General features: G+C 59.7%; 18 protein-coding genes. 13 read left to right on the forward strand and 5 right to left on the reverse strand.

Translation table 11 applies throughout. The annotated features are described in order from the left end of the window. The 4 genes from ileS to ispH all read left to right on the forward strand — a co-directional run. Nucleotides 1–2,772: isoleucine--tRNA ligase (ileS, locus tag ACIOWA_RS10780; protein ID WP_401159734.1), on the forward strand; the 2,772-nt coding region annotated here is incomplete at its 5' end. Then, a complete protein-coding gene (gene lspA, locus ACIOWA_RS10785; protein ID WP_221730098.1) occupies nucleotides 2,765–3,277 on the forward strand; it encodes a signal peptidase II in 513 nt (170 codons plus the stop codon). The genes ileS and lspA, both read left to right, overlap by 8 nt. Before the next feature lie 7 nt (nucleotides 3,278–3,284). After that, nucleotides 3,285–3,722 carry an FKBP-type peptidyl-prolyl cis-trans isomerase gene (gene fkpB, locus ACIOWA_RS10790; protein ID WP_339432818.1) on the forward strand — a complete coding sequence of 146 codons (438 nt, stop codon included), beginning with the start codon at nucleotides 3,285–3,287 and terminating at the stop codon, nucleotides 3,720–3,722. A 138-nt stretch (nucleotides 3,723–3,860) separates the two neighbouring features. Further along, the gene (gene ispH, locus ACIOWA_RS10795) at nucleotides 3,861–4,805 is read left to right on the forward strand and encodes a 4-hydroxy-3-methylbut-2-enyl diphosphate reductase (protein ID WP_221730097.1); all 945 of its coding nucleotides are present in this window, start codon (nucleotides 3,861–3,863) and stop codon (nucleotides 4,803–4,805) included. Here the strand turns inward: ispH and ACIOWA_RS10800 are convergent. Then, nucleotides 4,777–5,331 (reverse strand): GspH/FimT family pseudopilin, encoded by a 555-nt coding sequence (locus ACIOWA_RS10800; RefSeq protein ID WP_401159735.1) that lies wholly within the window; start codon nucleotides 5,329–5,331, stop codon nucleotides 4,777–4,779. The genes ispH and ACIOWA_RS10800 overlap by 29 nt on opposite strands. A 130-nt stretch (nucleotides 5,332–5,461) precedes the next feature. Between ACIOWA_RS10800 and ACIOWA_RS10805 the strand changes: the two genes are divergently transcribed. The 7 genes from ACIOWA_RS10805 to thiO are packed head-to-tail and all read left to right on the forward strand — an operon-like array spanning nucleotide 5,462 to nucleotide 12,224. Then, entirely contained in the window at nucleotides 5,462–5,935 is a 474-nt protein-coding gene (locus ACIOWA_RS10805; RefSeq protein ID WP_221730095.1) for a GspH/FimT family pseudopilin, read from the forward strand. Then, nucleotides 5,932–6,381: a type IV pilus modification protein PilV gene (pilV, locus tag ACIOWA_RS10810; RefSeq protein WP_339432771.1), complete on the forward strand. Its 450-nt coding sequence runs from the start codon at nucleotides 5,932–5,934 to the stop codon at nucleotides 6,379–6,381. Before ACIOWA_RS10805 ends, pilV begins: the two co-directional genes overlap by 4 nt. Further along, nucleotides 6,378–7,091: a PilW family protein gene (locus ACIOWA_RS10815; protein ID WP_221730093.1), complete on the forward strand. Its 714-nt coding sequence runs from the start codon at nucleotides 6,378–6,380 to the stop codon at nucleotides 7,089–7,091. The genes pilV and ACIOWA_RS10815 overlap by 4 nt, the downstream gene beginning before the upstream one ends. Before the next feature lie 50 nt (nucleotides 7,092–7,141). Further along, nucleotides 7,142–7,582, forward strand: a complete 441-nt coding sequence (locus ACIOWA_RS10820) for a PilX N-terminal domain-containing pilus assembly protein (protein ID WP_339432819.1) — start codon at nucleotides 7,142–7,144, stop codon at nucleotides 7,580–7,582. Then, on the forward strand, nucleotides 7,569–10,649 hold the full coding sequence (locus ACIOWA_RS10825; RefSeq protein WP_401159737.1) for a pilus assembly protein: 3,081 nt from the start codon (nucleotides 7,569–7,571) through the stop codon (nucleotides 10,647–10,649). Before ACIOWA_RS10820 ends, ACIOWA_RS10825 begins: the two co-directional genes overlap by 14 nt. 15 nt (nucleotides 10,650–10,664) lie before the next feature. Beyond that, on the forward strand, nucleotides 10,665–11,066 hold the full coding sequence (locus ACIOWA_RS10830) for a type IV pilin protein (protein ID WP_221730090.1): 402 nt from the start codon (nucleotides 10,665–10,667) through the stop codon (nucleotides 11,064–11,066). 57 nt (nucleotides 11,067–11,123) lie between these two features. After that, nucleotides 11,124–12,224 (forward strand): glycine oxidase ThiO, encoded by a 1,101-nt coding sequence (gene thiO / locus ACIOWA_RS10835; protein ID WP_401159739.1) that lies wholly within the window; start codon nucleotides 11,124–11,126, stop codon nucleotides 12,222–12,224. A gap of 127 nt (nucleotides 12,225–12,351) precedes the next feature. On the opposite strand, the gene ACIOWA_RS10840 is transcribed toward thiO, so the two are convergent. From ACIOWA_RS10840 to ACIOWA_RS10855, 4 genes are all read right to left on the reverse strand, one after another. Beyond that, nucleotides 12,352–13,698: a sigma-54 dependent transcriptional regulator gene (locus ACIOWA_RS10840; protein ID WP_339466273.1), complete on the reverse strand. Its 1,347-nt coding sequence runs from the start codon at nucleotides 13,696–13,698 to the stop codon at nucleotides 12,352–12,354. Further along, nucleotides 13,695–15,284 carry an ATP-binding protein gene (locus tag ACIOWA_RS10845; RefSeq protein WP_339466289.1) on the reverse strand — a complete coding sequence of 530 codons (1,590 nt, stop codon included), beginning with the start codon at nucleotides 15,282–15,284 and terminating at the stop codon, nucleotides 13,695–13,697. The genes ACIOWA_RS10840 and ACIOWA_RS10845 overlap by 4 nt, the downstream gene beginning before the upstream one ends. Continuing rightward, nucleotides 15,274–15,516 (reverse strand): PP0621 family protein, encoded by a 243-nt coding sequence (locus ACIOWA_RS10850; RefSeq protein ID WP_339432775.1) that lies wholly within the window; start codon nucleotides 15,514–15,516, stop codon nucleotides 15,274–15,276. The genes ACIOWA_RS10845 and ACIOWA_RS10850 overlap by 11 nt, the downstream gene beginning before the upstream one ends. Nucleotides 15,517–15,641: 125 nt before the next feature. Next, nucleotides 15,642–16,658, reverse strand: a complete 1,017-nt coding sequence (locus ACIOWA_RS10855) for an outer membrane protein assembly factor BamD (RefSeq protein ID WP_339432776.1) — start codon at nucleotides 16,656–16,658, stop codon at nucleotides 15,642–15,644. Nucleotides 16,659–16,809: 151 nt separating this feature from the next. On the opposite strand from ACIOWA_RS10855, the gene rluD reads away from it, so the two are divergent. After that, nucleotides 16,810–17,772 (forward strand): 23S rRNA pseudouridine(1911/1915/1917) synthase RluD, encoded by a 963-nt coding sequence (gene rluD, locus ACIOWA_RS10860; RefSeq protein WP_003228314.1) that lies wholly within the window; start codon nucleotides 16,810–16,812, stop codon nucleotides 17,770–17,772. Then, nucleotides 17,769–18,491, forward strand: a complete 723-nt coding sequence (pgeF, locus tag ACIOWA_RS10865) for a peptidoglycan editing factor PgeF (protein ID WP_401159742.1) — start codon at nucleotides 17,769–17,771, stop codon at nucleotides 18,489–18,491. The genes rluD and pgeF overlap by 4 nt, the downstream gene beginning before the upstream one ends. Nucleotides 18,492–18,505: the final 14 nt, after the last annotated feature.

Below are 18,505 nucleotides of genomic sequence, written 5' to 3' on the forward strand. Positions count from 1 at the left end.
CTGCCACAGCTCGAACCGCAGATCCTGCAGCGCTGGGACAGTATTGGCCTGTACGGAAAGTTGCGCGAGATTGGCAAGGATCGTCCGAAGTTCGTTCTGCACGACGGCCCTCCGTATGCCAACGGCACGATCCACATCGGTCACGCACTGAACAAGATTCTCAAGGACATGATCATCCGCTCGAAAACCCTGTCGGGTTTCGACGCGCCGTACGTTCCGGGCTGGGACTGCCACGGCCTGCCGATCGAGCACAAGGTTGAAGTGACCCACGGCAAGAACCTGGGCGCGGACAAGACCCGCGAGCTGTGCCGTGCCTACGCCACCGAGCAGATCGAAGGGCAGAAGTCCGAGTTCATCCGCCTCGGCGTGCTGGGCGACTTCGCCAACCCGTACAAAACCATGGATTTCAAGAACGAGGCCGGTGAAATTCGTGCCCTCGCCGAAATCGTCAAGGGCGGTTTCGTGTTCAAGGGTCTCAAGCCTGTGAACTGGTGCTTCGATTGCGGCTCGGCCCTGGCTGAAGCCGAAGTCGAGTACGAAAACAAGAAGTCCTCGACCATCGACGTTGCCTTCCCGATCGCTGACGAAGCCAAACTGGCTGCCGCGTTTGGTTTGCCGTCGCTGAGCAAACCAGCCTCCATCGTGATCTGGACCACCACCCCGTGGACCATCCCGGCCAACCAGGCGCTGAACGTTCACCCGGAATTCAACTACGCCCTGGTCGATGTCGGCGACAAGCTGCTGGTGCTGGCTGAAGAGCTGGTTGAAGCCTGCCTGGCTCGCTACGGCGTTGAAGGTTCGGTCATCGCCACCACTACCGGCAAAGAGCTGGAGCTGATCAACTTCCGTCACCCGTTCTACGACCGTCTGTCGCCGGTATATCTGGCCGACTACGTCGAACTGGGCGCTGGCACCGGCGTGGTTCACTCCGCTCCGGCCTACGGCGTGGACGACTTCGTGACCTGCAAGAAGTACGGCATGGTCAACGACGACATCCTCAATCCCGTGCAGAGCAACGGTGTGTACGTGCCGTCGCTGGAACTCTTCGGCGGCCAGTTCATCTGGAAGGCCAACCCGGCCATCGTCGAGAAGCTGACCGAAGTCGGTGCGCTGATGCACACCACCGTCATCGAGCACAGCTACATGCACTGCTGGCGCCACAAGACTCCATTGATCTACCGCGCCACCGCGCAGTGGTTCATCGGCATGGACAAAGAGCCGGTCAGCGGCGACACCCTGCGTGTACGCTCGCTCAAAGCCATCGAAGACACCCAGTTCGTCCCGGCCTGGGGCCAGGCGCGTCTGCACTCGATGATCGCCAACCGTCCGGACTGGTGCATCTCCCGTCAGCGCAACTGGGGCGTGCCGATCCCGTTCTTCCTGAACAAGGAAAGCGGCGAGCTGCACCCACGCACCGTTGAACTGATGGAAGAAGTCGCCAAGCGCGTTGAAGTCGAAGGCATCGAAGCCTGGTTCAAGATGGACGCTGCCGAACTGCTTGGCGACGATGCGCCGCTGTACGACAAGATCAGCGACACCCTCGACGTCTGGTTCGATTCGGGTACCACTCACTGGCACGTTCTGCGCGGTTCGCACCCGATGGGGCACGAGACCGGCCCGCGTGCCGACCTGTACCTGGAAGGTTCCGATCAGCACCGTGGCTGGTTCCACTCGTCGCTGCTGACCGGTTGTGCCATCGATAACCACGCGCCGTATCGCGAGCTGCTGACCCACGGCTTCACCGTCGACGAGTCCGGCCGCAAAATGTCCAAGTCTTTGGGCAACGTGATCGCACCGCAGAAAGTCAACGACACCCTGGGCGCCGACATCATGCGTCTGTGGGTCGCTTCGACCGACTACTCCGGCGAGATGGCCGTGTCCGAGCAGATCCTGCAGCGCAGCGCGGACGCCTACCGGCGTATCCGTAACACCGCGCGCTTCCTGCTCTCGAACCTGACCGGTTTCAACCCGGCCACCGACCTGCTGCCGGCCGAAGAGATGCTGGCACTGGATCGCTGGGCGGTGGATCGCACGCTGCTGCTGCAACGCGAGTTGCAAGAGCACTACGGTGAGTACCGTTTCTGGAACGTCTACTCCAAGATCCACAACTTCTGCGTGCAGGAGCTGGGTGGTTTCTACCTCGACATCATCAAGGATCGTCAGTACACCACTGGCGCCAACAGCAAGGCCCGCCGTTCGGCGCAAACCGCGTTGTTCCACATCTCCGAAGCGCTGGTGCGCTGGATCGCACCGATCCTGGCGTTCACCGCCGACGAGCTGTGGCAATACCTGCCGGGCGAGCGTAACGAATCGGTCATGCTCAACACCTGGTACGAAGGTCTGACCGAGCTGCCGGAAGGCTTCGAGCTGGGTCGCGAGTACTGGGATCGCATCATGCAAGTGAAGGTCGCGGTCAACAAAGAAATGGAAATCCAGCGCGCGGCGAAAGCCGTCGGTGGCAACCTGCAAGCCGAAGTGACGCTGTTCGCCGAAGACGCCTTGAGCGCCGATCTGGCCAAGCTGAGCAACGAACTGCGCTTTGTCCTGATCACTTCGACCGCCAGCGTTGCACCGTTTGTCCAGGCTCCGGCCGACGCGGTAGCGACCGAAGTCAGCGGCCTGAAGCTGAAGATCGTCAAATCGGCCTTCGCCAAGTGCGCCCGTTGCTGGCACTGCCGCGAAGACGTTGGCGTAAACCCGGAGCATCCGGAAATCTGCGGTCGCTGCGTTGATAACATCAGCGGCGCCGGCGAGGTTCGTCACTATGCCTAATGCCGTTGGCCGTTTCGGACGGTTGAGCTGGCTCTGGTTGAGTTTGCTGGTTCTGGTCATTGACCAGGCCAGCAAGTTCTACTTCGAAAACAAGCTCGAAATGTTCCAGCAGATCGTGATCATTCCCGATTACTTCAGCTGGACCCTGGCTTACAACACCGGTGCTGCGTTCAGCTTTCTCGCTGACGGTTCCGGCTGGCAGCGCTGGCTGTTCGCCCTGATCGCGATCGTGGTCAGCGCGGTGCTGGTGGTCTGGCTCAAGCGACTGGGGCGCAACGAAACCTGGTTGGCCATCGCTTTGGCGCTGGTGCTGGGTGGTGCGTTGGGCAATCTGTATGACCGCATTGCCCTGGGCCATGTGATCGACTTCATTCTGGTGCACTGGCAGAACCGCTGGTACTTCCCGGCGTTCAACTTCGCCGACAGCGCCATCTCCGTTGGCGCGGTGATGCTGGCACTGGACATGTTCAAAACCAAGAAAACCGGAGAAACCGTTCATGACTGAACAGGTATTGGCTGAGCAACGCATCGGCCAGAACACGGAAGTCACCTTGCACTTTGCATTGCGCCTGGAGAACGGCGACACGGTCGATAGCACCTTCGATAAGGCCCCGGCGACTTTCAAGGTCGGCGACGGCAACCTGCTGCCGGGTTTCGAGGCTGCTTTGTTTGGCTTCAAGGCCGGCGACAAGCGTACGCTGAGCGTCGAGCCGGAAAACGCTTTCGGTCAACCGAATCCGCAGAATGTGCAGATCATCCCACGTTCGCAGTTTGCTGATATGGAGCTGTCGCCGGGTTTGCTGGTGATCTTCAACGATGCGGCCAATACTGAGCTGCCGGGTGTGGTGAAAGAGTTCGACGATGCGCAAGTGACCATCGACTTCAATCACCCGCTGGCGGGCAAGACGCTGGCCTTTGACGTGGAAATCATCAGCGTCAAGGCGTTGTAAAAATGTGGGCGCGGGCTTGCTCGCCAAAGCGGTGTGTCAGACAACTTATAGGTTGAATGTCAGTCAGCATTCGCGAGCAAGCCCGCTCCCACAGTCGTTATTCACTGTTTTTTTCGCGCGCAAGACACGAGGCACAGCATGCAAATCAAACTCGCCAACCCCCGTGGCTTCTGCGCCGGCGTGGACCGGGCGATAGAAATCGTCAACCGCGCCCTGGAGGTCTTCGGGCCGCCGATCTACGTGCGTCATGAAGTAGTGCACAACAAATTCGTCGTTGAGGATTTGCGCAGCCGTGGCGCCATTTTCGTCGAAGAACTGGATCAGGTTCCGGACGATGTCATCGTGATCTTCAGTGCCCACGGTGTTTCGCAAGCCGTGCGTACCGAAGCCGCTGGCCGTGGCCTGAAAGTATTCGACGCCACCTGTCCATTGGTCACCAAGGTGCATATCGAAGTCGCCAAATACAGCCGCGACGGTCGCGAATGCATCCTCATCGGCCACGCCGGTCACCCGGAAGTTGAAGGCACCATGGGCCAGTACGATGCCAGCAATGGCGGTGCAATCTACCTCGTCGAAGACGAGAAAGACGTGGCCGAGTTGCAGGTACATGACCCGGAAAAACTGGCGTTCGTCACACAGACCACGCTGTCGATGGACGATACCAGCCGCGTTATCGATGCTTTGCGCACGCGTTTCCCTGCCATCGGTGGCCCGCGCAAGGACGACATCTGCTATGCCACGCAAAACCGACAAGACGCGGTCAAGCAACTGGCCGACGAATGCGACGTGGTCCTGGTGGTCGGCAGCCCGAACAGCTCCAACTCCAACCGCCTGCGTGAACTGGCCGAACGCATGTCCACTCCGGCCTACCTGATCGACGGTGCCGAAGACCTGCAAAAGAGCTGGTTCGATGGCGTCGAGCGCATTGGCATCACCGCCGGTGCTTCCGCACCTGAAGTGCTGGTGCGTGGCGTGATCCAACAGTTGCAGGCCTGGGGCGCTACCGGTGCCGATGAGCTGGCGGGCCGCGAAGAGAACATCACGTTCTCGATGCCTAAAGAGCTGCGCGTACGTTCGATTTAAGCGTATTTGTTTTCTGACACAACGCCTGTTCAGCGTTTTTGCTGCTCAGGCGCACTCGACCGGTCGCCGCCAGCACCACCTGGCGCTGGCTGATCGGCTCGCGAGTCGAGCAAATGTGTAATGTCCCGGCCTGAAAGGCTCGACCGGGCATCAGCGGTTGCCCCAGGCTGCTGAAGCGCACATAACGGCTCACCAACCAGTTGCCGACAATCGGCACCTTCGCGTCACTCGCACGCTCCACCAGCAGCGGATTGCTGCTGTCCTCCGGCCCCTTGCCGCTGATATCCAGAATGATCCGCCAGCCCTGACTCCAGTCGCCATTGATGCCATGGATTACCACGCTTTGATTGCGCGTGATCGCCATTGTGCGGGCATTGCGGATGCCGTCGAGCAGCGACTGTGCGGCCTGATCACGATGGTTCGACTCCCTGAACGTGGCAAACGTCGGACTGACCAGCAGCAGAACAATTGCGCCAATCGCCAGTCCCATAAGCAGTTCAATCAGGCTGAAGCCTCGTTGCGGCATGAAAATTCCCTCCATGGCGTGTGATGTGCGGCGCGATCCGTGCGCCGCACAGGGCAAATCAACCGACACAGGTCGGTTGAATGTTCTAGCGTGTAGAAGCAGGTATAGCTGACGGCAACGGAGGGCAACGATGGATCTTCGTACAAAAGGTTTCACGCTGATCGAGTTGCTGGTTGCGGTCGCGATATTCGTAACCCTGATCACTTTGGCGGTGCCTGCGTTTACCCGTTCGATACAGGGCAGCAGGGCCGATACCGAAATGGGCGACCTGCAACGAGCGATCAATTTCGCACGACTGGAAGCGATTGATCGGGGCGTGACGACGCGGCTGCGGCCGACGGCCGGGGGCAATGCCTGGACCGGCGAACTGTCGGTCTACGACAGTACTGGCACTTCGGCCAATGTGTTGCGGGTTGTTCCAGCCATGAGCAGCGGCGCAACTCTGGCGCTAACCTCTGGGGTGACCGCACTGGACTTCAACAATCTCGGCGGTCTGGCCGCGCCATCGACGGCGGTGGTCTTCAGTTACACCTTGGGAACGCAAAGCAGGACGCTGAATGTGTGTTTGAACGGACGAATTCAATTGGGTGGAAGTTGCGGATGAGGGCAGGGAGTAAAAACGCACAGGAAGGCATGACGCTGATCGAAGTGCTGGTCGCGTTGTTGATTCTTACGGTCGGGCTGTTGGGGGCGGCGGCCGTGCAACTCAATGCCCTGAAGTACACCGACAGCTCGCGCATGACCAGTCAGGCCAGTTTCATTGCCTACGACATGATGGACCGTATCCGCGCCAATTCCGGCGCCGACTACACCGTCACGCCACCGACGTCGGGCAACCTTAGCGTCGCCCGCGATCAGGATCTCTACGATTTCACCACCAACATCGTCGGTTTCGGCGGGCCGACGGCGACCGGCAGCATCACGCTCAACCAGCGGGTTTACACCATCACCATCACCTGGAGTGACGCGCGGGCAGCCAACACGGCCAGCGCTCAACGCAGTTTCGTGCTGACCAGTCGCGCTGCGGTCGATCCGGTGGCCACGCCATGAAGCGTCACAACCGCGGTTTTGGCCTGATCGAGATGCTGGTCGCCCTGGCACTGGGGCTGATTGTGGTGTTGGGCGTGGTTCAGACTTTCATCGCCGCGAAGAATACCTACGTCAGCCAGAACAGTGCCGCTGCCATGCAGGAAGATGCGCGTTTCGTGTTGAGCAAAATGATTCAGGAAATCCGTATGGTCGGGATGTTTGGCTGCCTTGGCACGATCACCGACGCCAGCACGTCAGGGGATTTCAGTGCGGCGCAGATCACGCCGATCAGTTGGGACAACGCGAACCTGAAACTGACGCTGGTCACGGCCGACATCGGCGGCAGCGGCGGCACACCGACCTGGACAGTGCTCTCCGATTGCCGCAACAGCGCAACGGCTTACACCGGTTTGCGAAGCCCGGCGACCGGGCAGATCGCTTTCCCGATTCGCCGTCTGCTCTACAGTTTCAGCAACAATCAGATTCTGATGGGCACCGGCAGCGGCACACCTGCTCAGCAAGTGTTGGTGAATAACGTCAGCGCTTTCAACGTGACTTTCGGTCTGGCCAGTTCAGCCACCGATGTGGCGGCTTCGACTTACAGTACCAACCCCGGTGATCCAGCGCGGATCCGCAGCGTGCGCTTGAGCCTGACCCTCAACGACCCGAGCAAACGGGTGGCCGATCAAACCTTCAACGTGGTTGCGGCTGTCCGCAACCGCTTGCAGTGAGGGCTGCTCCTGTGAGGATTTCTTTCCATCAACGTCAGGCGCAACGCGGCATGGTGCTGCTGGTCAGCCTGGTGTTTCTGTTGTTGCTGACGATGATCGGCCTTTCGTCGATGCAAAGCGCCACCCTTCAGGAAAAAATGGCGGGCAGTGTGAGCCTGCGCAATCAATCGTTCCAGACCGCTGAAGCCGCGTTGCGGGTGGGTGAGAGTGCGGTGCAACTCGATACCTATACGCTGGCAGTGTGCAGCGGCACGACACAATGTGCGCCGCCGGCAGAGTCATCGGTGGTCAGTGCGGCCGGGTTCAATTCGACATCGGGCGTGACCTGGATCACCGCCGGTAACGGCTTCTATGGCGTGCAGAACATCGGCACGACGCTGACCGCCGTCAACGTGCCGAGCAACACCTCGGCAACGCTTTATCGGGTGACCGCGGTCGGCATTGCCGGCACTTCGCGCAGTGTGGTGGAGAGTGTCTATGCGAAGTATTAAGCGCTGCGCATCGCTGCTGTTCGGCATGCTGCTGGGTTTCTATTTGGCAACACCGGTCTATGCGTTCACACCATCCGACTCGCCGCTGTTGAGCGCTGCAGCGGTAGCGCCGAATGTGATGCTGCTTATCGACGACTCGGGAAGCATGAACAGCATCATTTATGCGCCGGGATTCGATCCTGCCGTTGACCGCACACCGGCACGACAGTGCAACGGCTTTTTCGGGTTGTGCTTCAGTTCGACGGAGATCAGCGGTAACACGGTATTTTTGTCGAGCCTTTCGACATCCGGTTGCTTCGGCGGAGCGTATGCGTTTTACAACAACAGTCTGACGCCGCTTTGCCTGAAATTGCCGGATCCGGTGGGTGGTGGCAACACGCGATACTCAGCGGACTACATTTCCTACGTGGTCGGTCTGGCCAACGGCAGTAACCGTGACTTCACCACCGGAGCGATTCCCAACGACTACCGGATCAACGTCGCGCGCAACGTATCGACAGCTCTGGTGACCAGCAATCGCACATTGCGCATTGGCCTGTCGACGTTCAATCCGGTCACCAGCAACAATTCAGGTAATGGCGGTTACATCGCCCGTACCATCAGTGATCTGTCACCGGTGACCGGCAGCGTTACCCAGGCCCAGGCCGACAGCAACTACAACGCTCTGATCTCCTCGATCAACGGACTGAGCGCTGTGGCGAACACGCCGCTGGCGGAAACCTATTACGAAGTCACCCGCTACATGCGCGGTATGACGCCGTACTACAACAATTCGCCGAGCACCTACACCAGCCCGATCCACTATCGCTGCCAGAAAAATTACGGTGTGGTGATCACTGACGGGTTGCCGACATTCGACCGTACCTTCCCGACCAACGATCCGTTAGGCGGCAGCCGTTTACCGAACTGGGATGGCGTCAACAATGACGGCAATAACCTCAATGGCGACGATGAGGGCGACACACTCTATCTGGATGACATCGCCAAATTCGCTTTTGACATCGACATGCGTTCAACCGGTACGGACGCGGCGGGCAAGAGCTGGAATGCAGTGGATTTTCCCAAACAGAACATGAACACCTACACCGTGGGGTTCACCGCTGACAACGAGATGCTCTCCGATGCGGCCAGTTACGGACAGGGCAAGTACTATCAAGCGACCGACAGCACTGGGCTGAACGCGGCATTGTCGTCGGCGCTCAGCGATATTACGTCCAAGGCCGGCTCCGGCGGCAGCGGTGTCACCAGCGGCACTACACTCGCCAGCGGCACCAGCTATTTCCAGACCAGCTACGACCCCAAGGACTGGCGCGGCACGATCAAGTCCTTTGGCTTCACAGCGGCCGGGGCGGTGAACACGTCGGCGACACTCTGGACCACTGACACGACCATCGTGCCGGGGGCTACGGCGCCGATCTACCAATCCTGGAACACATCCAGCAATGCCGCTGTAACGCTGTCCTACGGTAACTTTTCCGCCACACAACAGACGACACTCAGTCAGGGCCTGCCCACCGGCATGACGGGTAACGATCTGGTGGAATGGAGCAAAGGGACCAACAAGGCCGGGTTCAAGGTTCGCAGTGTGTTGTTGGGCGACATCATCAACTCGCCACTGGTGCTGGCGTCGCCAACAGATAAAACCGCCTCAGACCTGTCCGGCGACACCACTTACAGCGCCTACCTGACCACCAAAGCGGCGAACATGAACGCCAGCCTTGTGGTGAATGCCAACGACGGTTTCGTCAACGTCATCAACTCGGCCAACGGCACTCGGCGCTACGCCTACATGCCGTCCAGTGTGTTGCCGTCGCTGCGCTTTATTGCCGATCCGACGTACATCAACGGTGTCAGCCACAAGTTTCTGGTCGACGGTCAGGTCGGCGTGTATGACGCCCAACTCAACAGCGCCTGGAAAACCCTGGCCATCGGTGGCACCGGTGCCGCTGGCAAGACGTTCTATGCGCTGCAACTGTTTGACGCGTCTGCGGGCAACGTTTTACGCGCTCTGTGGGAAGTCAGCGCACCGGCCACCGCCAGCACCGCCAACGCTTTTAATGATCTGGGTTACGCCTATGCCCGACCGGAAGTGGCACGCTTGGCCGATGGGCGCTGGGCGGCGTTCATTGCCAACGGTTATGGCAGCAACTCCGGGGTGGCCGCCTTGTATGTACTGGATGTGCGTGATGGATCGTTGATCAGGAAAATCGTGATCGACAGTACAGAAACCACTAACGGTCTGTCCTCGGTGAAACTCAAGGTCAACTCGTCCAATGTGGTGCAGGCTGCCTATGGCGGCGACTTGAAAGGGCGATTGTGGAAGTTCGATTTGAGCGCGACGTCGACCAGCAGTTGGGGTGTAGCATTTTCCGGCAAACCGTTGTTCACCACGGCAGGTGGATCGACTCAGCCGATTACCGCGCAACCGTTGCTGGCAGACAACGCGCTGGGCGGCAAACAGATTTTCGTCGGTACCGGTAAATTCAACGAAACGGCAGATAAGACCAACAAGGATTTGCAGGCGTTCTACTCGGTGTGGGATGCCGATGGTGGCTCGGGGCAACTCACTGTCAGTAGTTTGCGGGCGCAGGCCGTCACGGGCGTATTCTCCGGTAGTTCCGGGCAATTCATTACCACCACCCAGAACGACACGACTTATCCGGGGGAGAAAGGCTGGTATCTGCCATTGGTGTATAACAACGCGCTGACCGGTGAGCGGGTGATCAATCAGGCCAGCCTGGTGCTCGGTCGGATCATCTTCACCACGGCGAGCGTCGATACCTCCGATCCCTGTGCCAGTTTCGGCACTGGCAAACTGGTCGAACTCGATGCGTTCAGCGGTAAGATGCTTAACTACGCGGTGCTCGATACCAACGCCGATGGTGTGGTCGACAGCAACGACACGATTTCCAGTGGCGTTGTGTTTACCGGCGGTATCCCGACCCTGAATGCCATCGTCAACGGTGCAACGCGCAAGATCGTGAGTGACTCCAGTGGTGGCGTGACTACCCTGGTGGAAAAATCCGGCGGCGGCAGCCGTCGTATCATGTGGCGACAAATACAGTAAGTGAGAGTTTGAGGCATGCGCAGATTCAACCGAGGTTTTACCCTGATCGAAATCATGATCGTGATTGCGATCATCGGGATCGTCATCACCATCGGCTATCCAAGCCTCACCGAGTACGTTAAAAAGGGCCGCCGTGCCGAGGTGGTATCGCTGTTGTCGGAGCAGGCGCAGACCCTCGAGCGTTTCTACACCAAGAACAATGTCTACACCGGCATTACCGGGCTCAGCACAGGCAACGATTTCTACACCGTCACGCCGACCATTGCTGACCAGACCTTCCTGCTGACCGCCACCCGTAAAACGGGCACGGCCATGGCCACCGACAAGTGCGGGGACTTCACCCTCACCAACACCGGTGTCAGAAGCATGAACAACGCGACTACCGGGCTGACCACCAAGGATTGCTGGGGCCGCTGAAGCGCTTTTCTCAGGGCGCTTTTTGCGCCCACTGTCTTTTTTACGGTTGGATCAAACATGACCAGGCAACAGCAAGTGGTGATTGTTGGTGGCGGGGTAATTGGCCTGCTCACCGCCTACAATCTCGCCTCCGAAGTGCGCAGCGTGGTGCTGCTGGATCGCTCGAACGTCGGCCAGGAATCGTCCTGGGCTGGCGGCGGCATTGTTTCTCCGCTGTATCCGTGGCGCTACAGCCCGGCCGTTACTGCGCTGGCGCATTGGTCGCAGGATTTTTATCCACAGCTCGGCGAGCGCTTGTTCGCCGATACCGGGGTTGATCCCCAGGTGCATACTACGGGCTTGTACTGGCTGGATCTCGATGACGAGGCCGAAGCGCTGGCGTGGGCCAAACGGGAAAACCGTCCGCTGCAGGCTGTGGATATCTCGGCTGCCCACCAAGCGGTGCCGGTGCTCGGTGAAGGTTTCTCACGGGCGATCTACATGGCTGATGTAGCCAATGTCAGGAACCCACGGCTGGTCAAGTCGCTGAAAGCGGCGCTGCTGGCGCTGCCAAACGTGACCATTCACGAACAATGTGAAGTCAGCGGATTTGTTCGTGAGGGTGAGCGCGTCGTGGGTGTCGAGACATCCAATGGGCTGATCGCGGGCGATCAAGTGGTTCTGACGGCGGGCGCATGGAGCGGTGACTTGCTCAAGACGCTGGACCTGACATTGCCGGTCGAGCCGGTCAAAGGCCAGATGATTCTATACAAGTGCGCAGCGGATTTTCTGCCAAGCATGGTGCTGGCCAAAGGGCGCTATGCTATTCCGCGCCGTGACGGGCATATCCTGATCGGCAGTACGCTGGAGCACGAGGGCTACGACAAGACACCGACCGACGTGGCGCTCGAAAGCCTCAAGGCTTCTGCGGTTGAGTTGTTGCCGGCGCTGGCAGATGCCGAAGTGGTCGGGCATTGGGCGGGGTTGCGTCCGGGGTCGCCGGAAGGTATTCCCTATATTGGCCGGGTGCCGGGGTTTGATCGGTTGTGGCTCAACTGCGGTCATTACCGCAACGGACTGGTGCTGGCACCGGCGTCGTGCCAGTTGTTTGCCGATGTGATGCTGGGACGGACGCCGATTATTGATCCGGCGCCGTATGCACCTGAAGGCCGTATCTAGTCAGGTATTCGTTGGCGTTTGCGTTACCGCTTTCGCGAGCAAGCCCGCTCCCACAGGGGGCTTGCTGTACACACTATTCATGTACACCCTCTAAACCTGTGGAAGCGAGCCTGCTCGCGAAGGGGCCTCAATCCAGACCGAGCTTCTTCAGGCGATAGCGCATCGAACGAAACGACAGACTCAAGCGCTGCGCCGCCGCCGTGCGGTTCCAGCGGGTTTCCTCCAGCGCCTGCAAAATCAGTTTGCGCTCGACGTTCTCCAGATAATCCTCAAGATTGTCGATCTGCGTGAGGTCGGCAAGGCCGCTCTCGGCCGCGCAATTCCCTTCGCTCAGTCGCAAGTCCCCCACCTCGATCACTCGGTTTTCGCACAATGTGTGCGCGCGTTCGAGGACGTTTTCCAGTTCCCTGACATTCCCCGGAAACCGGTAACTTTTTAGTGCTTCCAAGGCCTGTGGGTGCAAGCGTGCCGCCGGTTGGCCGCTGCCGCTGGCCAGGCGCTTGAGCATATGACTGGCCAGCACTTCAATGTCATCGCGTCGTTCGCGCAGGGACGGTACGCGCAGTTCAATCACGTTTAGCCGGTAATAGAGATCCTGACGAAAACGCTCGGCCGTAACCTGCGCCTCCAGATCTTTGTGTGTGGCGCAAAGAACCCGCACGTCGACCACGCTTTCCTGTTGGCCGCCGACACTGCGCACGGCTTTTTCCTGAATCGCCCGCAGCAGTTTTACCTGCATCGACAGAGGCAAGTCCGCCACTTCATCAAGGAACAACGTGCCGCGATTCGCAGCTTGAAACAACCCGGGTTTGTCCTCGACGGCGCCGGTAAAGCTGCCTCTGCGATGACCGAAGAATTCGCTTTCCATCAGCTCCGAAGGAATCGCCCCACAGTTCACCGGCACGAATGGCTGACTGGCGCGCGGTCCTTGTTCGTGAATCAGTCTTGCGACCAATTCCTTGCCGCTACCGGACTCGCCACTGATGTACACCGGCGCCTGGCTGCGGGCGAGTTTGTCGATTTGTTTGCGCAAGTTGCGCATCGGTGGCGATTCGCCCAGCAAGCGTCGATCAATCGATGTGCCGAGTCCGCCAGAGGCAGGCATGCGCAGGGCCGTGCCGACCAGTTCGCGCAGGCGAGTGAGATCGACAGGTTTGGTGAGAAAGTCGAACGCGCCGGCTTTGAGGGCGTTGATCGCCGTTTCCAGGCTGCCGTAGGCGGTAATCATCGCCACCGGCAGTTGCGGGTAACGTTGCTGGATGTGCTGCACCAGTTCCAGCCCCGTACCGTCGGGCAAGCGCATATCGGTCAGGCACAGGTCGAACGACTCGCTGTGTAACAGCGTCCGGGCTTCACTGAAGTTGCGTGCGCTGAGGGTGTCGAGTTTCATCCGTCCCAAGGTGATTTCCAGGAGTTCGCGGATATCCGGTTCGTCGTCGACGATCAGGATTTTTTGCCGTGGGCTCGTGTTCAACTTTGTTTCCGTCCGTGAGCAAAGGTGATGCGAAAGCAGCCGCCGCCTTGGCGTGGTTTGAAGTCTAGGCGCGCTTGGTTGCTTTCGCACAGCTCACGGGACAGATAAAGCCCAAGGCCGGTGCCTTGGCTGCTGGTGGTGAAGAAGGGTTCGAACAGGTGCGCCTGTTCATCGGGCGGCACGCCGGGGCCGTTGTCCTGCACTTCGAGTGTCGCCAACTGGCTATCGGCGTCGATGAACAGTGCCAGCCAGACCTCGGCCTGATCATGCAGCAAGGCGCTATGACGCCAACCGTTGCGTAACAGATTGTCGAGAATTTGCGTGAGTTGGTTGGGGTCCATCAGGGTGGTGAAGTCACCCGAGTTGATTCGCAGATGAATCTGCTGGCGCTCGGTGGCCTGTTCGCGGCTTTCGGCGACGAAGTTTTCCAGCCACGGCTTGAGTTCCAGCCGTTGGGGGGCGCTTTGCTGGCGGCGGGACAGTTGCAGGACGTTTTCGATGACTCGGTTCATGCGCTGGGAGTGATCTTGAATAATCTGCGTCAGACGCCGATCCGCGCTGTCGAGTTCCTCGGATTCACCCAATAACTGCGCGGCATGACTGATGGCGCCCAGCGGATTGCGAATCTCGTGGGAGATGCCGGCAGTCAAGCGTCCGAGGGCGGCGAGTTTGAGTTGCTGGGCCTGTTGGGCGATCTGCGCCAGATCCTCGAGGAACACCAGGGTTTGCTGGTTCGGACTTTGCTCAAGTGCAATGAAGTTCGGTTGCAACTCCAGACCGTTGCCGGGAATTTTCAGACTCTGCGGGCGCAGGGTCGGGTTATTCATCCACAGTTGCAGGCGATCGACCAGCGCCGGCGAGTAGTCGTCGATCAAATGGCCTTGAAGACGGGCTTGCGCGAGCAACGTCTGGGCGCTGTGGTTGGCCAGTTGTACCCGCCGTTGCTCGTCGAGCACCAGAATCCCGGTGCGCATGCGTTGCAGGATCAACGCGTTGAGGGCTTCCAGGCCTACCACTTCGCTGGCGCGCTGTTCGGCCAGTGTTTCGCTGACTTCCAAGCGCCGGGCCAGTCCTTGCACCAACAGAGACGCGGCAAAACACAGGGCGCCGAGAGTGCCGGCCTGCAGGTATTCGTTGGCGCTCAGGGGATGGCTGAAATTCAGCACAAAACTCAGGCCGACAATACCGAGAGCCCCAATGGCGGCGATCAGCAGACCGATGCGTCGTCGTAGCAAGGTATTGCTGATGGCCACCGAGACAATCAGCAAATTTCCCAGGGCGCTGGCAACGCCACCTGCTGCATAGAACAGGCCGCACAGCAGTAATACGTCGACCAGCGCGAGACTGAACAGTTGCGCGGGGCGGCGGATGTTTTCCAGAAACACCACGAGCAGAATGTTGAGGATCAGGTACAGCCAACTGCCACCGCGCAGCAGATCGTCGTTGGCCGACGTCAGCAGACGGTTGTCCATGTTGCTGGAGATCAGCAGCACCAACGTGATGCCGACACTTAAACGGTAGAGATGATAAAGGCGCAGCAGACGCTGAGCCTGTTTGCTGTTGGCGTTGGCGGCCTCAGCGATCACTGGGGCCTGGGCCTTGCTCAAGGTGAGCCTGGCTGCAATACCACTGTTGTTGAACGCTCAGCGCGCGGTCGCGGGGCAGGTGCACGCCACAATGGGCGCAACGCACCATTGGTGCGGCATCCTGTTCGCGAGGCGAGCGTGGAGATTGTGTGGACGAGGCGGATGCCTTGAATTTGCGCCACAGCCATACCGCAGCAAATATCAGGACGATCCAGAACAATAAACGAAACATGATGAGCGGCTTTCCGACTGATGATCCGGCAGTTTAGCCAAGGACCTGACAAGCGCACAGCCTATTAAAGCGCGGTAATGAAAAAGGGAGATCCGAAGATCTCCCTTTTTGTCCATCCGGTGTGATCAGTCGAACACGCCGAAAGTCATGTAGCTGAACCACGAACGGTCGCTGTTGCTCGACTCAGGTTCCGGCTCTTCAATCACGTCGCCGTTTTCGTCTTTAGGCTTGAGCTCGTTCGGGATCGCGTCTTTGGCGTCCTGGAACTGCTTCTGTACGTCCTGGTTGGCGCGGGTCTCGCCTGGCGGCAGCGGTGGACGCGACTCGATCAGACCGAGGGTCGCCTTGCTCAGGAACGAACGGTTGTCGGCTTCGGCGACCGATGGCACGAACTGACCGTCTTGCAGGCTCGGGTGGTTCGGGTAGTTGAGCTTCAGGGTTTCCAGGCTGGTGGCCGCCAGTTCGTCCAGGTGCAGACGCTGATAGGCTTCGGTCATCACCGCCAGGCCGTCACCGACCGATGGGGTTTCTTGGAAGTTCTCCACGACATAACGGCCACGGTTGGCCGCAGCAACGTAGGCCTGACGGGTCAGGTAGTAGTCGGCGACGTGGATTTCGTAGGCCGCCAGCAGGTTGCGCAGGTAAATCATGCGCTGCTTGGCGTCCGGCGCGTAGCGGCTGTTCGGGTAGCGGCTGGTGAGCTGGGCGAACTCGTTGTAGGAGTCGCGGGCAGCGCCCGGGTCACGCTTGGTCATGTCCAGCGGCAGGAAGCGCGCCAGCAGGCCGACGTCCTGGTCGAAAGACGTCAGACCTTTCAGGTAGTAGGCGTAATCCACGTTCGGGTGCTGCGGATGCAAACGAATGAAACGCTCGGCAGCGGACTTTGCAGCTTCCGGCTCGGCGTTTTTATAGTTGGCGTAGATCAGCTCCAGCTGTGCCTGATCGGCGTAGCGACCGAACGGATACCGCGACTCCAGAGCCTTCAGCTTGGCTGTGGCGCTGGTGTAGCTGTTGTTGTCCAGGTCAGTCTGAGCCTGCTGATACAGCTCGGCTTCGCTGAGGTTTTCGTCTACGACTTCCTTCGATGAGCAAGCAGCGGTCAATGCGAGGATGGCGATCAGCAGCAGGTGTTTCACTTGCATGGCGGCTTGCGTCCCTATGACGGCCGCTGTCTTGGGCGGGGCCGTCCTGTTATGATGAGCGCCCCGTTGAAAAGCCTCGGGGCAAAAGACGCCGTATTTAACCACAAGCGCGCAGCCGAAACCAAAGGCTGTGCCGACGCCCAGTCAGAGCATGTCCGATAAAATTGAACTTCGCGCAGAGGTGCCGTCCGATTTGGGCGGCCAACGCCTCGATCAAGTCGCCGCCCAACTCTTCGCTGAGCACTCACGCTCGCGCCTATCCGCCTGGATCAAAGAAGGTCGCCTGACTGTGGACGGGGCGGTCATCCGCCCTCGCGACATCGTGCATGGCGGTGCCATCCTTGAGCTGACTGCCGAGCAGGAAGCCCAGGGCGAGTGGATCGCCCAGGACATCGAACTCGACATCGTCTATGAAGACGACGACATTCTGGTGATCAACAAGCCTGCGGGCCTGGTGGTGCACCCGGCTGCCGGTCACGCCGACGGCACTTTGCTCAACGCTTTGCTGCACCACGTGCCGGACATCATCAATGTCCCGCGCGCCGGTATCGTGCATCGTCTGGACAAGGACACCACCGGTTTGATGGTGGTGGCCAAGACCATTCAGGCGCAGACAAAGCTTGTTGCACAATTGCAGAGCCGCAGCGTTAGCCGGATCTACGAGTGCATCGTGATTGGCGTGGTGACCGCCGGTGGCAAGATCAACGCCCCGATCGGCCGTCACGGCCAGCAGCGCCAGCGCATGGCGGTGATGGAAGGCGGCAAGCCTGCCGTCAGCCACTACCGCGTGCTGGAGCGTTTCCGTTCCCACACCCACGTTCGGGTGAAACTGGAAACCGGCCGTACCCACCAGATCCGCGTGCACATGTCGCACATCAACTTCCCGTTGGTCGGCGACCCGGCGTACGGCGGTCGTTTCCGCATTCCGCCAGCCGCAAACCCGACCATGGTCGAGTCGCTCAAGCACTTCCCGCGTCAGGCCCTGCATGCGCGCTTCCTTGAACTGGATCATCCGACGAGCGGTGAGCGCATGAGCTGGGAATCGCCGCTGCCGGAAGACTTCGTCTGGTTGCTGACCCTGCTCAAGCAGGATCGCGAGGCTTTCGTCGGATGAACTGGCTGACGCCGGACTGGCCTGCGCCGGCCAGCGTCAGGGCCTGTGTCACTACCCGCGAGGGTGGTGTCAGCGAGGCACCGTTCGACAGCCTCAATCTGGGCGATCATGTTGATGATCGCCCGGAGGCTGTTGCCGAAAATCGTCGGCGTCTGACTGATCGCTTCTCTATAAAGCCTGCCTGGTTGCAGCAAGTTCACGGCATTTGCGTGGCGCATGCTGATCCGGGCGTGGTTGCAACGGCTGATGCCAGTTGGTCGGCAACCCCCGGTATTGCCTGCACGGCAATGACGGCCGATTGTTTGCCGGCGCTTTTCTGTGATCGCGCCGGCACCCGCGTTGCAGCGGCCCATGCCGGTTGGCGTGGTCTGGCGGCCGGTGTGCTCGAAGCCACGCTGGATACGCTCGATGTCCCGGCACAAGAGGTGCTGGTCTGGCTCGGTCCGGCCATCGGCCCGCAAGCGTTTGAAGTTGGCCCGGAAGTGCGGGAGGTCTTTATCGATCAACTGCCCGAAGCGGCGACAGCCTTTGTCCCGAGCCACAATGCGGGCAAGTTCATGGCTGACATCTATAAGCTGGCCCGCCTGCGTCTTGCAGTTCGTGGTGTCACTGCGGTTTACGGCGGCGATTTCTGCACCGTGACCGATCCGCGTTTCTTTTCTTACCGCCGTGCGTCGCGCACGGGTCGCTTTGCCTCCCTGGTTTGGCTCACCCGCTAGACTTGCCTGACCTG

The sequence above is a fragment of the Pseudomonas sp. NPDC087614 genome (assembly GCF_044743485.1).
GTDB lineage: Bacteria > Pseudomonadota > Gammaproteobacteria > Pseudomonadales > Pseudomonadaceae > Aquipseudomonas > Aquipseudomonas baetica_A.

Coding starts and splice junctions, on each gene's coding strand:
- lspA (WP_221730098.1), top strand. CDS start 2,765: ATGCCTAATGCCGTTGGCCGTTTCGGACGGTTGAGCTGGCTCTGGTTG.
- ispH (WP_221730097.1), top strand. CDS start 3,861: ATGCAAATCAAACTCGCCAACCCCCGTGGCTTCTGCGCCGGCGTGGAC.
- ACIOWA_RS10800 (WP_401159735.1), bottom strand. CDS start 5,331: ATGCCGCAACGAGGCTTCAGCCTGATTGAACTGCTTATGGGACTGGCG.
- ACIOWA_RS10805 (WP_221730095.1), top strand. CDS start 5,462: ATGGATCTTCGTACAAAAGGTTTCACGCTGATCGAGTTGCTGGTTGCG.
- pilV (WP_339432771.1), top strand. CDS start 5,932: ATGAGGGCAGGGAGTAAAAACGCACAGGAAGGCATGACGCTGATCGAA.
- ACIOWA_RS10815 (WP_221730093.1), top strand. CDS start 6,378: ATGAAGCGTCACAACCGCGGTTTTGGCCTGATCGAGATGCTGGTCGCC.
- ACIOWA_RS10820 (WP_339432819.1), top strand. CDS start 7,142: ATGGTGCTGCTGGTCAGCCTGGTGTTTCTGTTGTTGCTGACGATGATC.
- ACIOWA_RS10825 (WP_401159737.1), top strand. CDS start 7,569: ATGCGAAGTATTAAGCGCTGCGCATCGCTGCTGTTCGGCATGCTGCTG.
- ACIOWA_RS10830 (WP_221730090.1), top strand. CDS start 10,665: ATGCGCAGATTCAACCGAGGTTTTACCCTGATCGAAATCATGATCGTG.
- thiO (WP_401159739.1), top strand. CDS start 11,124: ATGACCAGGCAACAGCAAGTGGTGATTGTTGGTGGCGGGGTAATTGGC.
- ACIOWA_RS10850 (WP_339432775.1), bottom strand. CDS start 15,516: ATGTTTCGTTTATTGTTCTGGATCGTCCTGATATTTGCTGCGGTATGG.
- ACIOWA_RS10855 (WP_339432776.1), bottom strand. CDS start 16,658: ATGCAAGTGAAACACCTGCTGCTGATCGCCATCCTCGCATTGACCGCT.
- rluD (WP_003228314.1), top strand. CDS start 16,810: ATGTCCGATAAAATTGAACTTCGCGCAGAGGTGCCGTCCGATTTGGGC.
- pgeF (WP_401159742.1), top strand. CDS start 17,769: ATGAACTGGCTGACGCCGGACTGGCCTGCGCCGGCCAGCGTCAGGGCC.